Here is a 21,366-nt window from a genome sequence, read left to right as displayed (position 1 = left end):
GTTATGCTTTTTGATGACCTTCGTACCATTGCAATTTCGTCGAATACAATAAATTGAGCTCAAACCCTTACCACTAAGTATGGTGGGCACTACCGAGCATAAATTAGCTTTCAAAAAAAACGCTGACAAGCCTTTTTAGGCTTATCAGCGTAAAGTTTTACTTATTTTTGCTACGCATCACTATTTTTGTGGTTCAAACTCAACACCCATTGGGTTTCGTTCCAAAGCAACTTTAAGTACCTCATCAATCCACTGTACTGGGATTACTTGCAGGTCTGCAATGACATTATCGGGTATCTCCTCTAAGTCACGCTCATTATCTTTTGGGATTAATACCGTTTTGATGCCACCACGATGCGCTGCTAGAAGCTTTTCTTTCAGACCACCTATTGGCAACACTTCACCACGCAATGTGATTTCACCCGTCATTCCCACTTCAGCTTTAACAGGGTTTCCTGTTAAACTCGAAACAAGTGCAGTACACATCGCAATACCGGCACTTGGGCCATCTTTTGGTGTCGCACCTTCAGGAACATGGACATGAATATCACGTTTTTCATGAAAGTCAGTATTAATACCTAACTTATCTGCACGTGAGCGCACAACCGTCATCGCAGCTTGAATAGACTCTTTCATCACATCGCCAAGTGAACCCGTTTGTGTGAGTTTACCTTTGCCTGGCATTGCTTCTGCTTCAATCGTTAACAAGTCTCCACCTACTTGAGTCCAAGCTAAGCCTGTGACCTGACCGATACGATTGCTTTCATCCGCTTTACCAAAATCATGACGCTGCACACCTAGGTACTCTTTCAAGTTATCCATAGCAACCGTCACCGATTTCAAACTATTATCAAGTAAGATATTTTTCACTGCTTTACGACAGATCTTAGATATTTCACGCTCTAGGTTACGTACACCCGCTTCTCTTGTGTAGTAGCGAATAATGCCAATAATAGCCGAGTCTTCGATTGTAATTTCATTTGGCTTTAGACCATTACGCTTTACTTGTTTATCCACAAGATGGCGCTTGGCAATATTTAGCTTTTCATCTTCTGTATAGCCAGACAGGCGAATCACTTCCATACGGTCTAATAACGGCCCCGGAATATCCATTGAGTTTGATGTAGCCACAAACATAACGTCTGAGAGATCATAATCGACTTCGAGATAGTGATCGTTAAAGGCATTGTTTTGCTCTGGATCTAACACTTCAAGTAATGCGGAAGATGGATCACCACGCATATCTGAAGACATTTTATCAATCTCATCCAGCAAAAATAGAGGGTTTTTCACACCAACTTTGGACATTTTTTGGATAAGTTTACCAGGCAAAGAGCCAATATAAGTTCTTCGGTGACCACGAATCTCTGCTTCGTCTCGCACTCCACCAAGCGCCATACGAGTGTATTTGCGGCCTGTTGCTGCAGCAATAGAACGGCCAAGTGATGTTTTACCAACACCAGGGGGCCCCACAAGACAGAGTATTGGCCCTTTGAGTTTATTCACTCGATTTTGTACCGCAAGGTACTCAAGTATTCGTTCTTTGACACGCTCAAGGCCATAGTGGTCTTCGTTAAGGATTTCTTCCGCTTTGGCAAGGTTCTTCTTCACCTTAGAACGCTTGTTCCATGGCACACTGACCATCCAATCAATATAACTACGTACCACTGTCGCTTCTGCCGACATAGGTGACATCATTTTTAGCTTTTGCAGTTCTTGCTCTGTTTTATGGCGAGCATCTTCTGGCATTTTCGACTCATCAATTTTTTGTTTCAGAGTCTCAAATTCATCCGGAGCATCTTCCATCTCTCCTAGCTCTTTCTGAATAGCTTTCATTTGCTCATTCAGATAATACTCGCGCTGAGATTTTTCCATTTGCTTCTTCACGCGTCCACGGATGCGTTTTTCAACTTGAAGCAAATCGATTTCGGACTCCATCTGACCCATTAGAAACTCTAAACGCTCTGTAACGTCAAAAATTTCAAGTACTTGCTGCTTATCAACCAGTTTAAGTGGCATATGTGCAGCAATGGTATCAGCCAAGCGAGCCGCTTCGTCAATACCACCTAATGAAGTCAGCACTTCTGGTGGAATTTTTTTATTAAGCTTAATAAAACCTTCAAATTGGTTGATCGCACTGCGAACAATCACCTCTTGCTCACGTTCATCTAACTCAGGCGTAGCAACATACTCAGCTTCAGCAAGGAAAAATTCACTTTCTTTAAACTGCGTGATCTTCGCTCTTTGTTGACCTTCAACAAGTACTTTTACAGTACCATCAGGCAGCTTTAGAAGCTGAAGGATAGTAGCAACAGTGCCTACTGTAAATAAATCATCCGTGGTAGGTTCATCAGTATCAGCTTGCTTTTGTGCCACAAGCAGAACTTGTTTATTAGTTTCCATTGCTGTTTCTAGACAGCTAATCGACTTCTCACGACCAACAAACAATGGAATAACCATGTGTGGGTAAACCACTACATCACGTAGAGGTAGTACCGGGATCTCGATACGTTCGGAACGTTCCAAGTTCATATAATTCTCTCTTCCGCTTTCACGATTAACGTCTTACTTAATGAAGTATATGGGGCTTAATTAGTTGGATTCAATAAGAGAAATAAAAAAGGAGGTAATTACTTACCTCCTTTTTATTTTTTATATCAAAAACTTTATTCAGCGACTGCCGCTTGGTTATCTGCGTTACTGTAAATCAGCAAAGGTTCAGATTCACCATTGATAACAGACTCATCAATTACTACTTTGCTCACATCTGTTACTGAAGGTAATTCATACATTGTTTCCAGTAACACGGCTTCAAGAATTGAACGAAGTCCACGAGCACCTGTTTTACGTTCCATCGCTTTCTTAGCAATTGCACGAAGCGCGTCTTCGCGGAACTCAAGCTCTGCACCTTCAAGATCAAAAAGAGCCGCATATTGCTTAGTTAATGCGTTTTTAGGCTCACACAGGATCTGAATCAACGCTTCTTCATCAAGCTCTGTCAACGTGGTCGTAACAGGCAAACGGCCAATGAATTCAGGTATCAAACCGTATTTAACTAGATCTTCCGGCTCCACCTGAGTAAATAGTTCACCAACTGTTTTCGTTTCATTTTTTGAACGTACTTCCGCGCCAAATCCAATACCTGTTCCGGTAGTAACGCGCTGCTCAATGACTTTATCAAGTCCAGCAAATGCACCACCACAGATGAACAGAATCTTAGACGTGTCCACTTGTAGGAATTCTTGTTGCGGGTGCTTACGTCCACCTTGTGGAGGAACAGCAGCCACAGTACCTTCGATTAATTTGAGCAGTGCTTGTTGTACACCTTCACCCGATACATCTCGTGTGATAGATGGATTCTCTGCTTTACGTGAAATCTTGTCGATTTCATCAATGTAAACAATACCACGTTCAGCCTTCGCTACGTCGTAATCACATTTCTGCAGAAGTTTTTGGATGATATTTTCAACATCTTCACCAACGTAACCTGCTTCAGTCAGTGTCGTTGCATCTGCCATCGTAAATGGCACATCCAAGAATCGAGCGAGCGTCTCTGCAAGTAACGTTTTACCACTACCCGTAGGGCCAATAAGTAAAATATTGCTCTTGCCTAATTCAACACCCTCGCTTGTTGTATCACCATTGCGTAAACGCTTATAGTGGTTATATACCGCAACAGCGAGCACTTTTTTCGCGTAATCTTGTCCAATAACATAATCATCAAGGTGTTCACGGATCTGTTTAGGCGCAGGTAGCGCTTCAGATTCTTTCTTAGGGAGAACATCCTTAATTTCTTCTCGAATGATATCGTTACACAAATCGACACATTCGTCGCATATGTAAACTGATGGACCTGCGATTAGCTTGCGAACTTCGTGCTGACTTTTGCCGCAGAAAGAGCAATACAGCAATTTGCTGTTACCACTTTCTTTGCTTTTATCTGTCATTCGCTAACCTCTTAGCCTTTACTCTGTATTAGTGAGTGTATATCAAATTTAACCAAATTGCGCTGGCTAAATCATTGACCGCGATGGGTCAACACTGCATCTACAATACCATATTCTACTGCCTGATCCGCTGACATAAAATTGTCGCGATCTGTATCACGTTCGATCGTGTCTAGAGGCTGACCACAATGTTCTGCCAGCAACTTATTGAGCTTCTGCTTGATGGTCAAAATTTCTTGAGCATGAATTTGAATATCAGAAGCCTGCCCCTGGAAACCGCCAAGTGGTTGGTGAATCATAACACGTGAGTTTGGTAGAACGTAACGCTTGCCTGGTGCACCACCAGCAAGTAAAAATGCACCCATAGAGCAAGCTTGCCCCATACATACTGTACTCACATTGGGCTTGATAAATTGCATAGTATCGTAAATTGACATGCCAGCAGTCACACTACCACCCGGAGAGTTGATGTAGAGAAAAATATCTTTATCTGGGTTTTCAGATTCTAGGAAAAGCAGTTGAGCCACGACAAGGTTTGCCATGTGGTCTTCCACTTGACCTGTTAAAAAGATGACTCGTTCTTTAAGTAAACGAGAGTAGATGTCGTAAGAACGCTCTCCTCGAGAAGTTTGTTCTACCACCATTGGTACTAGTGCGTCAACAATTGGCGACATTGCATTTTTTTCTTGGTAGCTCATATTCTTAGTCCCTAAAATAAATGGTCCGAATGACGATTATCACACGGACCATTGTTAACAGAATCATTGACGTTAAGTCAACCTTCTGCGCAATATATTGCTTATCAAGCTACTGGTTGTTGCTGGTTCAGTAGTTCGTTAAAGCTAACCGCTTTTTCAGTAACCTGTGCTTTAGCAATAATAGCGTCAATTGCTTGCTCTTCAAGTGCAACATTGCGCATATTGGTCATCATCTGTTCATTTTGCTCGTAGTAAGCAATAACTTCAGTTGGGTCTTCGTACGCTGTTGCCATTTCTTCGATAAGCGCTTTTACTTTCTCATCGTCAGCTTTCAACTCTTCAGACTTGATCACTTCGCCTAGAAGAAGACCAACAACAACACGGCGTTTTGCTTGCTCTTCGAACAATTCACGTGGAAGTTGAGCCGCCGCTTCAGGATTACCACCGAAACGTTGTGAGGCTTGCTTGCGAAGAACTTCAATTTCTTGATCGATAAGTGCAGTAGGAACAACAATATCGTTTTGCTCAACTAGACCTTCTATCGCTTGCTCTTTGATGCGGTTCTTAATTGCTTGCTTCAGTTCGCGATCCATGTTCTTACGCACTTCAACTTTAAGTGCATCAACACCACCTTCAGCAACACCGAACTTAGCGACGAATTCTTCGTTTAGTTCTGGTAATTCGCGAGCTTCAACTTTGTTTACTTTGATAGCAAACTTAGCTGCTTTACCTTTAAGGTTTTCTGCGTGGTAATCTTCTGGGAAGTTTACATCGATATCGAATTCCATACCTTTAGTTTTACCTTCGATACCGTCTTCGAAACCAGGGATCATGCGACCTGCGCCCATTTCTAATGGGAAGTTCTCAGCTTTACCGCCTTCAAACTCTTCACCGTCGATAGAACCAACGAAATCAATGCTTACGCGTTTACCTGCTTCAGCAGCTTCTTCAACTTCAGACCAAGTCGCTTGCTGTTTGCGTAGCGTTTCGATCATTTCTTCAACGTCAGCATCATTAACTTCAGTTGTTGGCTTTTCTACAGAAATGTTTTCTAGACCTTTTAGCTCAACTTCTGGGTAAACTTCAAAAGTTGCGTTAAACACTAGATCTGAACCTTCTTTGTTCTCAACAGGAGCAAAAGTTGGTGCGCCTGCTGGATTAATTTTCTCTTTCACGATCGCTTCAATAAAGTGGCGTTGCATCACTTCACCTAGAACGTCTTGACGTACTGCTTTACCGTACATTTGAGCAACCATTTTTAGAGGCACTTTACCTTTACGGAAGCCATCGAAACGACGGTTTTTAGCGATGTTGCGTAGTTCAGCTGTTACAGCATCCTCAATGTTTGCAGCTGGAACAGTAATGTTTAGACGGCGCTCTAGGCCTTCTAGCGTTTCAACAGTAACTTGCATTATATATAAACCTCTAAAGTGGCCCGGTATTCCGAGCGTATGAGCGTGACTGCTTGAGTTCACGCTTCATCCTTGTTTAGTGCTCTGTTCGAACACCTAATTTAAAATTGAGTACTCATGCTGAATATCAACATGGGACTAATCAGCGACCTCTTCAACCATAGAGTTAAAGCCGTCTCCGATTAGTCTCTGAGCAGAATTTTTAGACGAGATATTCTAGCGGTATGACACTAAACTGTCGAGTCAATCACCACTATGTGAACATTGTCTGTTCTAAATTCCCAGATAGCTGCTCAAAAATTGACGAAATCACGAAGCTTTTACAGCTTCGTGATTACTAGCATATCTAGAATGGGGACAATTGAGCATATTTCAAGGCAAGTGCTGACTTTTTTTATTCAAAGGGCTAAAAAGAGATCTTGCTCTTGTTTTCTTTATATCTAAGTGACCTCAGACGCTGATTCAGAGCGGGGTCACTGAAGTCGAATTCACAGAAGACAACAAAGCAGAAAGCAAACAAGTTAAGAAGAGCAACTTATCTCCATTTTCTTGCCCCAATCTGGTGGTAAGTTGGCATATTGTTCAAATTCAGCCTGCTCGTCATAAGGCAGTTTGAGGAGGTTCGCTAAACGTTGTACTTCGCTAAAATCCCCTTCTTCCGCTTTATCTATCGCGATTTGAGCAAGGTAGTTGCGCAAGATATATTTTGGATTTACTCGGCGCATTTGCTGACAACGTTGTGCAGTAAGTACAGGGTTGCCTTCATCGTCTTGCTCTAACTCACAACGTGCTAAGTACATATCCATCCAAGCTTTTGCAGCCTCTCGGTCAACAAATAAATCAATGACAGATTGTGGGGACTGAACATCTAAACAAGAAAGCTGACGAAAGAAACGCGTATAGTCGGTATGATTTTGGTGAAGTAACTCAAACATCGCTCCAAACAGTTGGCTATCGTTTTTAACTCGACAATTTAACCCAAGTTTCCCCCGCATTAAGGCGCTAAACTCTTGGCTCAACCTAGGCTCAAATCGGCTTAAAGCTTGCTCGAGGTCTTGTTTCTCAACCAAAGGAGATAATGAATGAGCCAAAGCAGACAAATTCCATAGTGCGACTCTTGGTTGCTGATCGAACGCATAACGCCCTTGATAATCTGAGTGATTACAGATATAGGTGGGGTCATAATCGTCAAGAAAACCGAATGGGCCATAATCAAAAGTTTGGCCTAAGATCGACATGTTATCCGTATTCATTACACCATGGGCAAAGCCATAAGCTTGCCAAGATGCAATCATGATTGCCGTTTTTTCTACAATATGTTCAAACATATCCAAGTAAGGCTGTTCTTTTTGTTTACTACCCGGAAAATACCATTCAATGACACGATCTGCCAAAAGCTTGAGCTCAGCTAACTGATTGGTGTAGAAGAAGTGCTCAAAATGACCAAAACGAATATGTGTTTCCGCCACTCGAAGTAAGAGTGCCCCAGACTCTGTTTTTTCACGGTACACATTAGTGTCACTGCTAATAAGACCAAGACCTCTAGTAGTCGGTATACCGAGACCCGCCATCGCCTCACTGCACAAGTATTCACGTATTGTCGAGCGCAGCACTGCTCGGCCATCACCCATTCGCGAATAAGGCGTTAAGCCGGCTCCTTTGAGATGCAGATCATGCCATGTCCCATCTTGCTGTTGCATTTCTGCCAATAAGAGCCCCCGACCATCCCCTAAGTCCGGATTGTAAGTACCAAACTGATGGCCAGCGTATTTCATCGCCAAAGGTTTGAAGGGAGTATTAACGTCCTGCCTAGTCAGTCCATTTAGTAATTCATCGTCAGGAATCGAAGGTAACCCAAACAATTTAGCCAGTTCGCTGTTCCAAATCGCCCAGCTCTGATTTACAAGAGGTAGAGGGTCAACATTGGTAAAAAATGCAGACGGCAGTTGGCCAAATCTTGATGAAAATGTTCCACCTTTCCAAACAGGCATAGTAATTCCTTAGCATAAAGTGTTAGTTGGAATTATACGGCTCTAGCAACAAGTCTCAGCCATAAATTATGTAAGGTTATAATCCCAATTAGAATCAGCCAGTTAGAACGTTATCTTCAGGATATTTTATTAAGGTTGGTTCAGGGCGTGCAAGCATGTAAGCCAAGGTTAATGGACCAATACGGCCGATAACCATTACTACGATCATAATGTACTTTCCTGGTTCAGATAACTCCGCTGTCAAACCAGTCGTCAACCCCACGGTTGCAAAAGCCGAAATCGTTTCAAACATCACTTTTTCAAATTTGGCCTGCTCGGTTAACATTAACAAGAACATTGCGCTAGTCAGGATCGCGCCACTGACCACGATGATGGCAAGCGATTTTGTCACCGTCGGCCAATTAACCGTACGTTTAAAAATAACGACATTCTTTTTTTGACGCAGAAAAGCCCAGGTTGCAACAAAAGCCACAGCAAAAGTAGATACCTTAACTCCCCCACCGGTCGAGGTCGAGCCTGCGCCAATTAACATCAAAACAATCATGATCAATAACGCTGGCTGAGTAAAATTCGCTAAATCAACGCTGTTAAAACCTGCCGTTCTAGCACTGGCAGATTGAAAAAAAGCAGCCAGCCATTGACCTGACACAGACAAAGGTTCAAATGTACTTGGATTATACCTTTCCAATAACCAAAAGATTAATGTTCCCGATACCAACAGAAGCGGTGTCGCAACCAGCATAATTTTGGTGTGTAGATGAAAAAAATGAAACCCTCGACGCCAATGTAACCAAACATCCCCAATCACGGTAAAGCCAAGCCCACCAAAAATAAACAATCCAGCTAGAGTCATAATAACCCAAGGGTCATTAACAAAACTCATCATACTATCTGAAAATAATGCAAAACCTGCATTGTTAAACGCAGAGATAGCATGAAATAACGCATAAAAAAGCCCCGCTTGCCAACCCATTTCTGGCACCCAACGGAAAGCTAATATTAAAAAGCCAATAATTTCAGCGACTAAAGCAAAGATCACGATTCTTTTGACTAGACGACGCAAGTTAACTTGGCGATCTTGACCAAGGGCATCTTTTGCAAGCGCTTGCTGACGCAAACTCAATCGCACGCCGAACATATAGAGTAGAACGGCTGATAAGGTCATTTGACCTAAACCTCCAATTTGCATCAAGCACATCAGTAACAATTTACCCGCCAAGGTAAAATGCTGCCCCGTATCGACAACACCTAATCCCGTCACGCTAATTGCTGACGTCGCAGTAAATAAGGCATCCGTTATTGATAAGCCTGTGACAGAGAATATGGGTAAAGTCAGCAAGATGGCAGAAGGGATTAACACGCTAAGAAAAGTCAGCAAAATAATCCGAGGCTCACCGCCTTTGGCTCTTTCTTTTTTGTTATCGGGTGCGTAGAAAACACCTTTTTGATGAAAAAGCTTCATAATGAATTTAATTTACTCGCTAATTTATCTTGTGGACCAACCACGATAATTAGATCACCAATTTCCAAAGCGATACCAAGATCCGGTGCTTTAGTAATTTCTGGGCCACGCTTAAAGCCAAGAACCTGCACACCTTCAATTTTACATAGTGCTAATTCACCCAATGCTTTTCCCATCCAACTTGAGCCAATAACAAACTCTGTCATGGCTAAGCCACTTCCTAAAGGATGAAACTCAAGAACTCGTTTATCGAGCATTTTTCTTGCAACGCGAACTCCCATATCTCGCTCAGGCATAATGACATGGTCAGCTCCAATTTTTTGTAACACACGAGCTTGGAAACGATCATTAGCTTTGACCCAAACAGACTTCACTCCCGCTTCTTTGGTAATTAGTGTTACTAAAATACTGGCGTTAACATCCGAGCCAATCGCGATCATCACCATGTCGTAGTCGTCCAGTTTGAGCTCTGCAACGGTCTCTTCATGGGCACAATTTGCAACCACTGCTTGACTGGCAAAACTTGCCGCTTCCTTAACTCTTTCTTCATTAATGTCTATAGCCAGAACCTGGGCACCCGATTGATGTAGTTCTTTACACACTGCAGAGCCAAAACGCCCCAAACCAATCACTGCAAATTGTTTATCACTCGTTTTCATTTAGACCTCTTTATGCAAAATACAATCCATTTCAACCTGTCGACACAATTGTCTAGCCTCAAAGGCAAGTTCACTCACTGAGATAACTAAAGAACTTCTATATCGATTCCCCATGTGGACCACTGTAATCTAAGAATCATTGCCGCGCCTCAAATCTAAGGCCATCTCGCTAAGCACTGCATATTGGGTTTACTTGGGTATATCTTAGAATATATAGCCAAGTTACTAAAGAGGGCTGGATTAACGATAAAGGTGATAATTTTTATTGAGAGATTTGTTTTCCAAATAATATTCTCAGATTGATTCTCAAATTCATTTTTTTTATTGCAAGGCCTTATATCAAGCAAAGAAGCATACAATTTATATGGCATCTAAATTGCTTGGATAAAACTGTGGGTACAAAGATGCAAAATTTACGAAGAAGAGTATTTATATTGCACCATGAACAATTAATAACATTCTCACAAACACCTTTCACGTGAACTACACTTGTTCTTGCAAGGTGATCATTTAGATAATTGTCAAACTGCTTTGTGCCTATCAACAATACAAAAGGGACAATAATGAAAACACGTTGGCTACCTCCACTTTTACTGTGTTTATTTCACCCCATGGTTTTAGGCTTAACCACTGGTGATTTAACGTTTGTTAATGGAGAAGCCCCTTCTGCTTACTCTCCAATGGGCACACCAAACAGCACCTACAATATTTCTAATGAAATCTCTGAAGACATTGTGACTAAGTTTTATGCAAAAATGCCTGAAGGCAGTCCTGTGGATGTGAGCTTTATTGACCCTAGCAAATCATTAAGTATTCCAATTGATGCCGATTTGAATGGCGCTTCTCATGCAACTGCCAGAGTAACGTTCCTAACGGAAGGTGCGTGCTTTATAAACTCAATCGGTTATGTTGTATTCGATACCAATAATCCACCGAGTTCATTAAATGATATAAGTGAACACGTCATCATTTTCCCAAACATCTCGAAGATCCCGACTGGCGAACTGGTCTTTGGTGATACTGTTGATCTCAATATTGAATTGCAACCGGGGCAGACTATCGCCTTCTTTTTGATTCCAAATGGGTTTGGATTCTTTGGCTCTTACAACAACATCGCTAGTATGGGCTTTTGGGGGGTGCCTTTCTATACCTACCCTAACTTAAATCCAGAACCTACTACAGAACTCAAACCTCATAATGTAGCGTTTATCGACCCACAACATGAAATGATCGTAATGGGGTTTGAGGCAATATACCGACCGCAAAGTGATAATGACTTCAATGATATTATTTTTGGCGTGCAAATCAGTCCATTTAATGCCATTGATGGCGTGGATGCTACCGGAACCGTAGGCACGAAATTCGAGCCTTTAGATGAAGTCGTATCTGATGTTGAAATCACCACAGTGTATCCTGCTGCTAATACTTACTCGACTATCGCTTATGAAGATAATTGGCCATTACTTGGAGACTATGATTTCAATGATGTTGTTTGGCGTTATCAGATAACCGAAGTATTAAACGAATCCCGAGACGTCAAGCGTTTTACTGCTTCATATATCTTGCAATCTATGGGGGCAAGTTACTTTAACGGATTTGCTCTTCACTTGCCCAATATCCATATTTCAGATATTGCATCGGCTACAGTGACTCAAAATGGTGTAGCCGTTGGCTATGAGGTAATTCAGTCCGAAAGCAGCGAAGTGATACTTGTCATTGCTGAAGATTTAATTACAGATCTTGATGAACTAGGTTTATTGACTGAGACGTGTAATTATTACCGAACACAAGTCAACTGCCTAGCTCAACAACCCGCCAACCAACTAACTTTTGAGTTATCAGTTGAATTTAAAACTCCGATTTCAAAGGCTCTCATTGGTCAGGCTCCTTTTGACCCATTTATATTTGCTAAACCACATACCCATCATGGGCCATTTACCGATACTCCACCGGGTAAAAGCTGGCAAACTCATCTCAAAGAGTTTCCTGGGACGAGCATAATGAATGGTACCTTCTTCAATACTTATGACGATAATTCGTACGGTTTAGAGTGGTTTTTAAGTGATAATAACATGCCATGGGTAATTAATATTCGAGATAACTGGGATCACCCCATTGAATATATTGATATCAGCCTTGCTTACCCTAATTTCCCGATCTGGGTTACCAGCAGTGGCTCAACCCACTCTAATTGGTATCAGTCCCCTGACAACAATAAAACCATTCAGGCCAACCCTTAGGAGAAGCAAATGAGATACGTCATAGCTTCACTGTTAATGTTGGCTGTACTCGGAATAGTTGCTTGTGGGGGGCAAGAAAATTCTGTCGAGAGAAGCGCACCTCCAGTTGCACAATCTCCGAAACCAGCCCAAACATCCCAAATTATTGCTGAGCGAGATTTCTCATTTAATTCAAGTAAGAAAATTACACTCTCAGTTGAATATAGTGTTCAGGGTAAGGGAGCATTTCATGTCTATTATAAAGCAGCGCATGTCAGTTCAGAAGGCTTAGTCATTGGTGACCCGACATCCAGAATCACAACCATTTACCCTGAACAGGATCAGGTCGTTGAAATAGAAGTCAATAGTAACTGGTCAAGCCTCTATATTCACTGGGTCCCAATGAGCGTTTATCAGTCAGAGCTAACTTTGGCAATCCCTTTAAACCAAGCGAGCGATCATTACCACATTACCTTTTAAACAGATCGCACTTTTAATAGAGCACGCTGAATTCGAAGGTATTTTAACGTCCGGAATTTTTATTTATCTGCTCATCTTCAGCAAACAATTCCTTACTCAGGGCGGATTTTTCTCTTATTCTTGGGGACATAATTGAGGATGGAGGTAGGCACTGGTTTTCGTGGTAAAAATTCCTCAATTTCAACACGCTCAAGCAAATGTCCAAGGCGGCTTTCTATCATGCATAAGTTTTTGAAGTCATCTTTAGAGACTAATGAAATCGCTTCTCCTTGGGCCCCAGCACGTCCCGTACGTCCGATGCGGTGCACGTATTCATCTGCTGGGTAAGGCAAATCATAATTAATCACAACAGGGAGGCCATTGATATCGATGCCTCTCGCAGCAACGCCTGTGGCAATCAGGTATTGCAACTGGCCCGCCTTAAACTTTTCAATCAGTTCCTGACGTACCCTTTGATTACGACCACTATGGAACGCTTCAGCAACGATGCCACGTTTTTCTAGCTGAGTGACTAATTTTGCAGCGCCATGCTTGGTTTCAATGAACACCAAGACTTGTGACCAATCATTATTGTTGAGTAAGTAGCTGAGTAAAGACGACTTCATATCTTTATCGACAGTCGTGATCCACTGTTTGATATTGGCTTTTGAAGCACTGTTTTTGCTTATCGTGATTTCTTCAGGATCAATAATGACATTTTTAGCCAAATCTCGTACTGGGTTTGAGAGAGTCGCCGAAAACAGTAAGCTTTGGATATCTTCTGGCATACAATCAACGATTTTATCGATCGCATCAATGAAGCCCATGTCGAGCATTTTATCCGCTTCATCGAGAACTAACATCTCCACTTCGTCAAAGTGAATCGCTCGCTGACCATACAGATCGATCAATCGTCCCGGTGTACTTACGACAATATCCACACCATCGATTAATGCTTGCTTTTGCGGGGCATAATCAACACCACCGAATATCGCTATCGAGCGCAGGGCAAGGTTTTTACCATACGATTCAATACTCTGATGTACTTGCAGTGCTAATTCACGCGTCGGCGTTAAAATGATCGCTCGTGCTCGTTTTCTGCGCTTGGTCTCCGCTTGATTGAGCTTTTCCAAAATAGGCAATACAAAACTGGCTGTTTTACCAGTTCCCGTCTGTGCAGCCGCAATCAGGTTTTTGCCTCGTAATACAATGGGCACTGCTTTCTGTTGGATAGACGTTGGTTTATCATAACCTAACGCCTTAACCGCATCGGTAATTGGGGAACTTAGACCAAGTTTAGAAAATGACATAGAGATGGCTCAACAAGAGAAATGGGGGCGTAGTGTATCAAAATATAGGCTCGGTAACAGAACCTTATTCATGCAAGAATATACCTAATTCTCTTCTTACTGCGTGGTGGGAAGTGACTGAGCCATCTAAAATGGCACAGCCATGCAACTTCAAACGCCTTAATATTGCTTAGGAAAAAATTAGCATGGACTAGGCACTAAAATGAATAAGTTGCGTTAAAGTAAATGCTTTGTCCCTTTTCTGTATAACCGTAATCCTCTCCCAGGTCAGCATCAAACAAATTGCTGAAACCGACCTTAAAATTCCATTGTGCATCATCATAGGCCGCACCAATACCCGCCAAGGTATAACCATCGACCCACTTATCTTTTCTATTAACGCTCACGACTTGATCACCAATATAATTAACGCGAGCAAACAAGGTCACAGAGTTAACTACTTCCCAGTTAAAATCAAAGTTGGCTAAATGTTCAGGCGTCCGCTGCAAAGTTTTTCCAGATTTTTTATCTTTAGCGTCCGTGTACGTGTAGTTACCAGAAAGCGTTATTGTCTCACTAATATCAAACCACCCCTCAAGCTCAACCCCTTTTATGACTGCTTTACCAATATTTTTGTAGGTATAGACTTCCATTTCATTCAATGTAGCAACCTTACGCGAACGATCTTGCGCAATTTTATTTTCAATATCGGTATAATAGTAAGTCAGCCCAAGGCCCACTGAAGCGATATCATAGGCCGCACCAAGCTCATAACTGACGGAGGTTTCAGGCTTGAGGTCCTCGCTGCCCATCAGCCAGCAACGATTACCACAACTGATCACTCTCACTTGCTCATTACTTTGGAGCTGAGTCGGGGCATTGAAACCTCCACCAGCGCCACCTTTAAGCACAAAATCATCTGTGACACTGTAAACTGCATACGCACGAGGACTAAAATGGCTGCCAAATGATTCATGGAAGTCTTCTCGACCGCCCAGAGTCAGAGATAAGTTACCAAGCTGGAATTGACCTTGGAGAAATACAGCACCTTGAGAACTATCGATACTGCCCGACAGCAAGTCTCGGTCATTATTCAGCTCAGATTGTCGGTACTCTCCACCAAAAACCCATTCATGGGTTTGTGACCATAACCCTGATACCTTAAAATCGAGCGTATTACTGGTCAATTTCACGTCTGCCGCCCCATTCTTGTATGCGGTACTCGCATCGTTCAAGTTCATCACTTCACCGTACAAACGCGCTTGGGTATCAACGGTATCCCAAGCTCCTTCATGGGTTAATCCATAATTCCAACGGGTCGATGTCTGCTTATTTGTCTGAGTATTAACGTTTGAAGGGTGTTTCCAATCAGCTTCACGTTCATCATTGGTGTACATCATGTCAGCAATCAATTTTTGTTCTGGGGTCAATTGCCAATTCAGTTCACCAAAGACATTCTTTGTTTCTTTATCTTCTAGTGCATCATATTTAGGGCTTTCTGCTGTCTGCCAAGGATCACGTGTCGAACCTTCTATAATCACACTCGTTGCCATACCTTCTGTTAATTCACCACTTACATAAAGGTGCCCTTTCGCGCCATCTCCCCCTGTCCCTTCAAGTATATTCTCATACTCAAGCCCAGCAGAGCCTGATAAAACATCGTTCGCTGGTTTTAAAATAACATTAACGACACCTCCCATCGCTTCTGAACCATACAAAGAGGAGACAGGGCCCCGAACGACTTCAATCCGTTCTATCGCCGACATTGGTACACTCGATAAATCAAAGTTATTACCACGAATCAATGCATCTTGAGAGTTAATACGCCGCCCATTAATCAAAATGAGCGTATGCTTCGAATCAAGCCCACGAATACGAATAGAGTTACGTCCATAAGATGAACCACTTAGAATGTTGACTCCAACGCTACTTCGAATCGCCTCCGAGAGATCTTTTACTGGCATTTTTGCAATATTTTCTGCGGTGATCACCGAGACAGATGCGGGAGCGGTTAACTCGGTATGCTCAGTTAAAGAAGCCGTTACTACCATACGTTCCATCTGTGGTAAAGTTTGCTCTTTGGCGAGAACTTGATCGGCCCAAATCATCAGTAGAACGCCACTCATGGCACTAGGCATAAACATCGATTTTTGCGTTGTGAGTTTCACTAAATGTCCTTATTCTATTTTATAAATAAATCAAGCGACTCAAATTTAGTAAAAACAAAAAGAAATGACAATCATTATCATTAGCAACTGTTACATTCGATGACTTTTAGAGATAATATCTTGGAAAAGAATAATTTTGATCACATTTTCAGTACCTTAAATCAAAACCTAAACCAGCTAAAGACGGGAATTTGTCTGGTTAAAGCCACAACAGAGATGTATCAACAGCTCGGTTTTAGCCAAGAAGAAGTGTTAATTGCTAACGCTGTACCTAAGCGTCAACACGAATTCAGAGCGGGTCGCCACGCCGCCCGTGCAGCAATGAGAACACTTCGCCCAAACTACATTGACGCTCCTATTTTGATCGGTAGTAACAGAGAGCCTCTTTTCCCCAAAAACATATCCGGCAGCATCAGTCATACGGAAGAACTTTGTTTGGCGGCTTGCGCTGATAAATATCATATTGCCAGTCTCGGTATCGATATCGAACGCAGAGTACCACTGGCAGAAGAGTTAAAGTCGGTTGTCTATACCCACTTAGAACAGCAGGTACTCAATCAAGATACTCATCTACCGAGCGCCTTGATATTTAGTATTAAAGAGAGTGTTTTTAAATGCTTTTATCCATTTGTGCAGGTCTATTTTGATTTTTTAGATGCTCAAATTTCATTGCAACCAGATGATAATACCTCAGGCCAATTCACCGTAGAGCTTATTGGCGCCAACAGAGATTCTCTGTTGGCCAAACTACCGCCTCTTGAATTTCAAGGTCATTATATTTTTAATCAAGACTACGTGTTTTCATTGTGCTTTTTTATCCAGTCATCATGTCCAGATACCCCGATCTGCACATAATATCAGCGAAGCACCAACCCAATGTCAGTTAGTCTTTCGAGATGGTTTTTCCTACAACTGGCTTTTGCTGCCACTGTTTTATAAAACAACTGCTTTATGCAACCACTGTTTTTAGCAAATAATGATTGGGGGTACTTGATAAAGCTTGCGATTGAGAGTGGCAAAAACGCCACTCCCAACGTCAAATTGACGGATTAAACAAGCCTTCCAATCTTTTACAAAAGCTTAAAACTTCGCAAGCTCTGATTGAATATGCTCACCTATTTGCTGCAGGATATCTGGACGCACCATATCTCGATGTAAACACGCAATATCAATGACTTTAAAATCTCCATGGTTATATTTATCCCAGCCTGTAAAGTTCAGTACCTTTTCTTGCGGTAACTTTTGCGCATTAAAAAACAGCACATCACCACAGTATTGGTAATCAACTTCTTCTCGTGCAAGCTCACGGTTATTGATCACCACATCCACCACAGTAGAGAGAATATCAGCGCTAAAGTTGGCCATCGAAGACCCTGCGTTTTGCAGAACGTCAATCACTTCGCTTCGGTTGAGATCAGCATGCGCTATTGGATCATATTCTATCCCAGCCATTCTGATCAGCGCTTCCATTGCTTGTTCATCGCCTTGAACGTGCATCTGTTGCCATTGCTCAGCTGGGTAAGCATCCATCATTGCGACTAACCCAACCTCTTGCCCTTGTTGTTGTATCAAGCCTGCCATTCTATGCACTAACATCCCTCCAATCGACCATCCGACAAGATGATAGGGTCCAGTTGGCTGAATTTCACGAATGGCATCAACATATTCTTGCGCCATTTCCGTAATGGTTCTGGGCAATGCTGCTGAAGAATTAGAGAAGTTACGCGCTTGTATACCATACAGCGGTACATTCACTGAAATGGTTGCAGTCAATGAGGCATAGCACCAAGCCAAGCCACCTGCCGGGTGAACACAAAACAGAGCTGGATTTTGTTGATGGCTCCGCAACGGTAAGACAATATTCAAGGCTTGCTCCTTGTCATTACCCACCAAATTAGCAGCTATACCGGCCACCGTCGGTGAAGCAAAAATCGTCGCTAGCGGGAGATCATACCCCAGATATTCTTTGATTTGAGAACTTAACTTCGCGGCAAGAAGGGAATGTCCCCCTAAGGCAAAAAAGTTATCCGTCACTCCTACGCTAGGCAGGTCAAGTAGGTCCGCAAATAGTTTGCATAATCTTTCCTCAACTAAGCAAGTTGGCCCTTGTGACCCAACTTGCTCAGATAAATCTGGCTTAGGCAATGCTTGACGATCTAATTTACCGTTTGCCGTTAGTGGCCATGTTTCAAGCGGCACAAAATAACTTGGTATCATATAACTCGGTAACAAGCTGGAAAGAGAGTTGATGAGTTCTTGAGTGTCTGTATTCTGCTTGGATGTAGGTAAAATATAGGCGACCAAACGTTTGTCATTATCTCGATACTCTTGCGCCAATACGACAGATTGCGCGACACTAGGGTGTTGATTCAACGCACTCTCGATCTCTTCCAGTTCAATCCGTAGACCTCGTATCTTGACCTGAAAATCACTGCGCCCACAATATTCAATCGCACCATCGGAACGCCAACGAGCAAGGTCTCCTGACATATACATCCGGCTCCCTGACGAACCAAAAGGATTATCAATAAAGCGTTCTGCCGTCAGTTGGGGTTGGCCATGGTAACCCAACGCTAATTGACGCCCTGCAATGTGTAAATGACCAACCACGCCCGGAGGAACAGGCTTAAGTTCATCATCCAAAATATAAATTTGTGTATTCCAGACTGGTCGGCCAATCGGTACCGACTGTTCAGCTGAGTTGGCTTGGCAGTGCCAATAGGTTACATCAATCGCAGCTTCTGTTGGGCCATATAAGTTCTCAAGGGGAGCATCAAAGCAAGTCGAATACTCTTGTACTAATTCGCTCGGCAAAGCTTCACCACTACAAAAGACCTGACGCAGACTGGCACAGTGTTGATGATGTATTTGGTGGCCACCTGACCGTTGAGCATTTCCTTGTTGATTCTTTACGTATTGAACAAACAATTGCAGCATCGATGGCACAAAATGCAAAGTGGTAATTTGATGCTTTTCAATCACTTCTTGCAAGTAAATGGGATCTTTATGCCCAGCAGGCTTAGCTACAACCAAACATGCTCCAACCATCATTGGCCAAAAGAATTCCCAAACAGATACATCAAATCCAGATGGGGTTTTCTGCAAGACACGGTCATGGGCATCAATTGGATACTGTGCCTGCATCCACAATAAACGATTGACGATCGCATCATGGCTGATCACGACACCTTTGGGCTGCCCCGTCGAACCTGATGTATAAATAATATATGCAGGAGATTTGGGTAAAGGAGTGACTTGAGGAGGCAGCGGCTCAACATTTTGATATATCCAAGGCAATAATTCATCATCGACCAAGGTTAATTCACTTTCTGATGGCAGTTTACTGATCAAAGCTGACGTGGTGAAAACCCTTCTAGGTGCTGAAGATGAAAGCATGAAGCGAATGCGAGCTGATGGATAATCAGGGTCAATTGGGACATAAACCGCTCCAGCGGCCAAAATGGCTTGTTGAACGACAATCAACTCCTCACTTCTCGGTACACAAACTGCAATACGATCCCCAAGATCAATACCTTGTCCGATAAGCCATTGAGTCAAAGAGTACACTTTGCGCCCTAATTGCTCGTAGCTCAGTTTAGTATCGTCAAAAATCAGCGCAGTTGCATTCGGCGTTACGATCCTTTGTCGAGCCATTAATGCCGAAAGTGTCGTGTCTGGAATATCATGAAACGTCTCATTCCACGTTTGAGTGATTTTATCGTATTCTCCAGGCAGAAAAAGATCGATATCCGCGATTCTGCTCGGTAAGGTTGACTGAGCACTAGTAAAAAAGTGGCCCATAAAGTGCTTCAATCGACGATGATGTTGCTGCACTTCAGACTCAGAGTAAAGTTCTGGATTGGCATCCATATCCAGATGCAAGGTGTCACCAGATTGATAACAATACACCGAGAGGTCTTCAACGGGCCCTGCAGACAAGTTGCGTAACTGCGTCGTTGACTCACCCAATTTAGGCTGATGAGTAAAAGGCATGATATTAACCAACGGACCAAACAAATTACGTTTGTCTTTGACTAAGTTAAGCTCTCGATGCAAATGCTCATAACGGTAATGTTGATGCTGTCGAACAAGTGAAAACTCATGACTTACTTGCTGAATCAGATCACTTGTCTCCATGTTGGGCTCAAACTGAACTCTTACTGGCAATATATTGACCCGCATTGCTGGCGTTTGAATAGCGACAGAACCTAATCTCCCCATCAATGGTACACCTAGCACCACTTCCTTCGCATTCGTCATGCGATGTATATAAGTGGCAATGGCTGCCAACAGAACACAAGGCCAAGTTGTCTCACTATGCTGCGCCGCGCAATGCAGTTGAGCTGTACTTTGAACGTCCAGCTCACCTTTTACTCTAAAAAAGTGCTCAGCCATAGCTGAAGGTTTACCAGCTAACGAAACGCTTTCGGGCATCTGGGCATAGTGATGTAAATAAAAGTCGCGATCGGACTGATATTGTTGTGAGGCTTTATATTTCTGGTCTTCTTCGAGCATGGCTTGTTGGCTCGCATAAGTAATGCTTTCAAATGGCTGGCCAGCTAACAGACGATTATAAATATGTGCGACACGTGACATCAGTAATGACATGCTGTAGCCGTCAATCACAATATGATGCGCAGACAAAAACCAAATACGCTCTTGCTCTGACAGCGTGAGTATTGCCGTCGAAAATAACGGCCCCTTTTCCAAATCAATCGACTTTGCTAATGCTTTATTCATCCAATCTAACGCAGCCTGATGAGGTGCGTCTTGCTTGGACATATTCACCTTTTGAACTTGCCAAGCTTGATGCTCAATATATAAGTGTGGCTCGTTGCGTAACATAATAAATTGAGCATGTAAGGTATCCGCTTCGTTAATAGCAACCGTCATTGCTTCAACAAAACAAGGCTCATTGAAGTCGCCAGAGATAACAAGATATTCTCCCGTCGTATAAACAGGATTATTTGGAACACGATGTTGAGCAAACCAAATACCAGATTGGGCATCGGTCAAAGGTAATAACATTTTATTCTGAGTTTGAACAACAGACATAACACCT

General features: G+C 42.6%; 13 protein-coding genes. 3 read left to right on the top strand and 10 right to left on the bottom strand.

Features of this window, described 5'->3' with window-relative positions:
• Window positions 1–180 precede the first annotated feature (180 nt).
• From lon to VSA01S_RS04535, 7 genes are all read right to left on the bottom strand, one after another.
• Window positions 181–2,532, bottom strand: coding sequence for an endopeptidase La (gene lon, locus VSA01S_RS04565; RefSeq protein WP_039979222.1), 2,352 nt, complete (start codon window positions 2,530–2,532; stop codon window positions 181–183).
• A 134-nt stretch (window positions 2,533–2,666) separates the two neighbouring features.
• Complete coding sequence (gene clpX, locus VSA01S_RS04560) at window positions 2,667–3,947, bottom strand: ATP-dependent protease ATP-binding subunit ClpX (protein ID WP_039979223.1); 1,281 nt, start codon at window positions 3,945–3,947, stop codon at window positions 2,667–2,669.
• 71 nt (window positions 3,948–4,018) lie between these two features.
• Window positions 4,019–4,645 (bottom strand): ATP-dependent Clp endopeptidase proteolytic subunit ClpP, encoded by a 627-nt coding sequence (gene clpP, locus VSA01S_RS04555; protein ID WP_021711194.1) that lies wholly within the window; start codon window positions 4,643–4,645, stop codon window positions 4,019–4,021.
• A gap of 104 nt (window positions 4,646–4,749) precedes the next feature.
• Window positions 4,750–6,057, bottom strand: coding sequence for a trigger factor (gene tig / locus VSA01S_RS04550; RefSeq protein WP_039979224.1), 1,308 nt, complete (start codon window positions 6,055–6,057; stop codon window positions 4,750–4,752).
• A 521-nt stretch (window positions 6,058–6,578) separates the two neighbouring features.
• Entirely contained in the window at window positions 6,579–8,048 is a 1,470-nt protein-coding gene (locus VSA01S_RS04545) for a protein adenylyltransferase SelO (protein WP_039979225.1), read from the bottom strand.
• A 94-nt stretch (window positions 8,049–8,142) separates the two neighbouring features.
• Window positions 8,143–9,510, bottom strand: a complete 1,368-nt coding sequence (locus tag VSA01S_RS04540) for a TrkH family potassium uptake protein (RefSeq protein WP_039979226.1) — start codon at window positions 9,508–9,510, stop codon at window positions 8,143–8,145.
• Window positions 9,507–10,169 (bottom strand): potassium channel family protein, encoded by a 663-nt coding sequence (locus VSA01S_RS04535; protein WP_039979227.1) that lies wholly within the window; start codon window positions 10,167–10,169, stop codon window positions 9,507–9,509. The genes VSA01S_RS04540 and VSA01S_RS04535 overlap by 4 nt, the downstream gene beginning before the upstream one ends.
• Window positions 10,170–10,732: 563 nt before the next feature.
• Here VSA01S_RS04535 and VSA01S_RS04530 point away from each other — a divergent pair.
• Both VSA01S_RS04530 and VSA01S_RS04525 read left to right on the top strand, forming a co-directional pair.
• On the top strand, window positions 10,733–12,409 hold the full coding sequence (locus VSA01S_RS04530) for an LruC domain-containing protein (protein WP_050567257.1): 1,677 nt from the start codon (window positions 10,733–10,735) through the stop codon (window positions 12,407–12,409).
• A 9-nt stretch (window positions 12,410–12,418) separates the two neighbouring features.
• Entirely contained in the window at window positions 12,419–12,868 is a 450-nt protein-coding gene (locus VSA01S_RS04525; RefSeq protein WP_039979228.1) for a hypothetical protein, read from the top strand.
• A gap of 92 nt (window positions 12,869–12,960) precedes the next feature.
• Here the strand turns inward: VSA01S_RS04525 and VSA01S_RS04520 are convergent, their stop codons facing one another.
• Together VSA01S_RS04520 and VSA01S_RS04515 are read right to left on the bottom strand one after the other, a co-directional pair.
• Window positions 12,961–14,157 (bottom strand): DEAD/DEAH box helicase, encoded by a 1,197-nt coding sequence (locus VSA01S_RS04520; RefSeq protein ID WP_039979229.1) that lies wholly within the window; start codon window positions 14,155–14,157, stop codon window positions 12,961–12,963.
• A 197-nt stretch (window positions 14,158–14,354) separates the two neighbouring features.
• Complete coding sequence (locus tag VSA01S_RS04515; RefSeq protein ID WP_443098116.1) at window positions 14,355–16,304, bottom strand: TonB-dependent receptor domain-containing protein; 1,950 nt, start codon at window positions 16,302–16,304, stop codon at window positions 14,355–14,357.
• 120 nt (window positions 16,305–16,424) lie between these two features.
• Between VSA01S_RS04515 and VSA01S_RS04510 the strand changes: the two genes are divergently transcribed.
• Window positions 16,425–17,159, top strand: a complete 735-nt coding sequence (locus VSA01S_RS04510; protein ID WP_227739595.1) for a 4'-phosphopantetheinyl transferase family protein — start codon at window positions 16,425–16,427, stop codon at window positions 17,157–17,159.
• Window positions 17,160–17,384: 225 nt separating this feature from the next.
• Here the strand turns inward: VSA01S_RS04510 and VSA01S_RS04505 are convergent, their stop codons facing one another.
• Window positions 17,385–21,359 (bottom strand): non-ribosomal peptide synthetase, encoded by a 3,975-nt coding sequence (locus tag VSA01S_RS04505; RefSeq protein ID WP_039979230.1) that lies wholly within the window; start codon window positions 21,357–21,359, stop codon window positions 17,385–17,387.
• Window positions 21,360–21,366 lie beyond the last annotated feature (7 nt).

Origin of the sequence: Vibrio sagamiensis NBRC 104589, assembly GCF_007990935.1 — a bacterium.
Lineage (GTDB): Bacteria > Pseudomonadota > Gammaproteobacteria > Enterobacterales > Vibrionaceae > Vibrio > Vibrio sagamiensis.
This window is presented reverse-complemented; position numbering and strand designations above follow the sequence as displayed.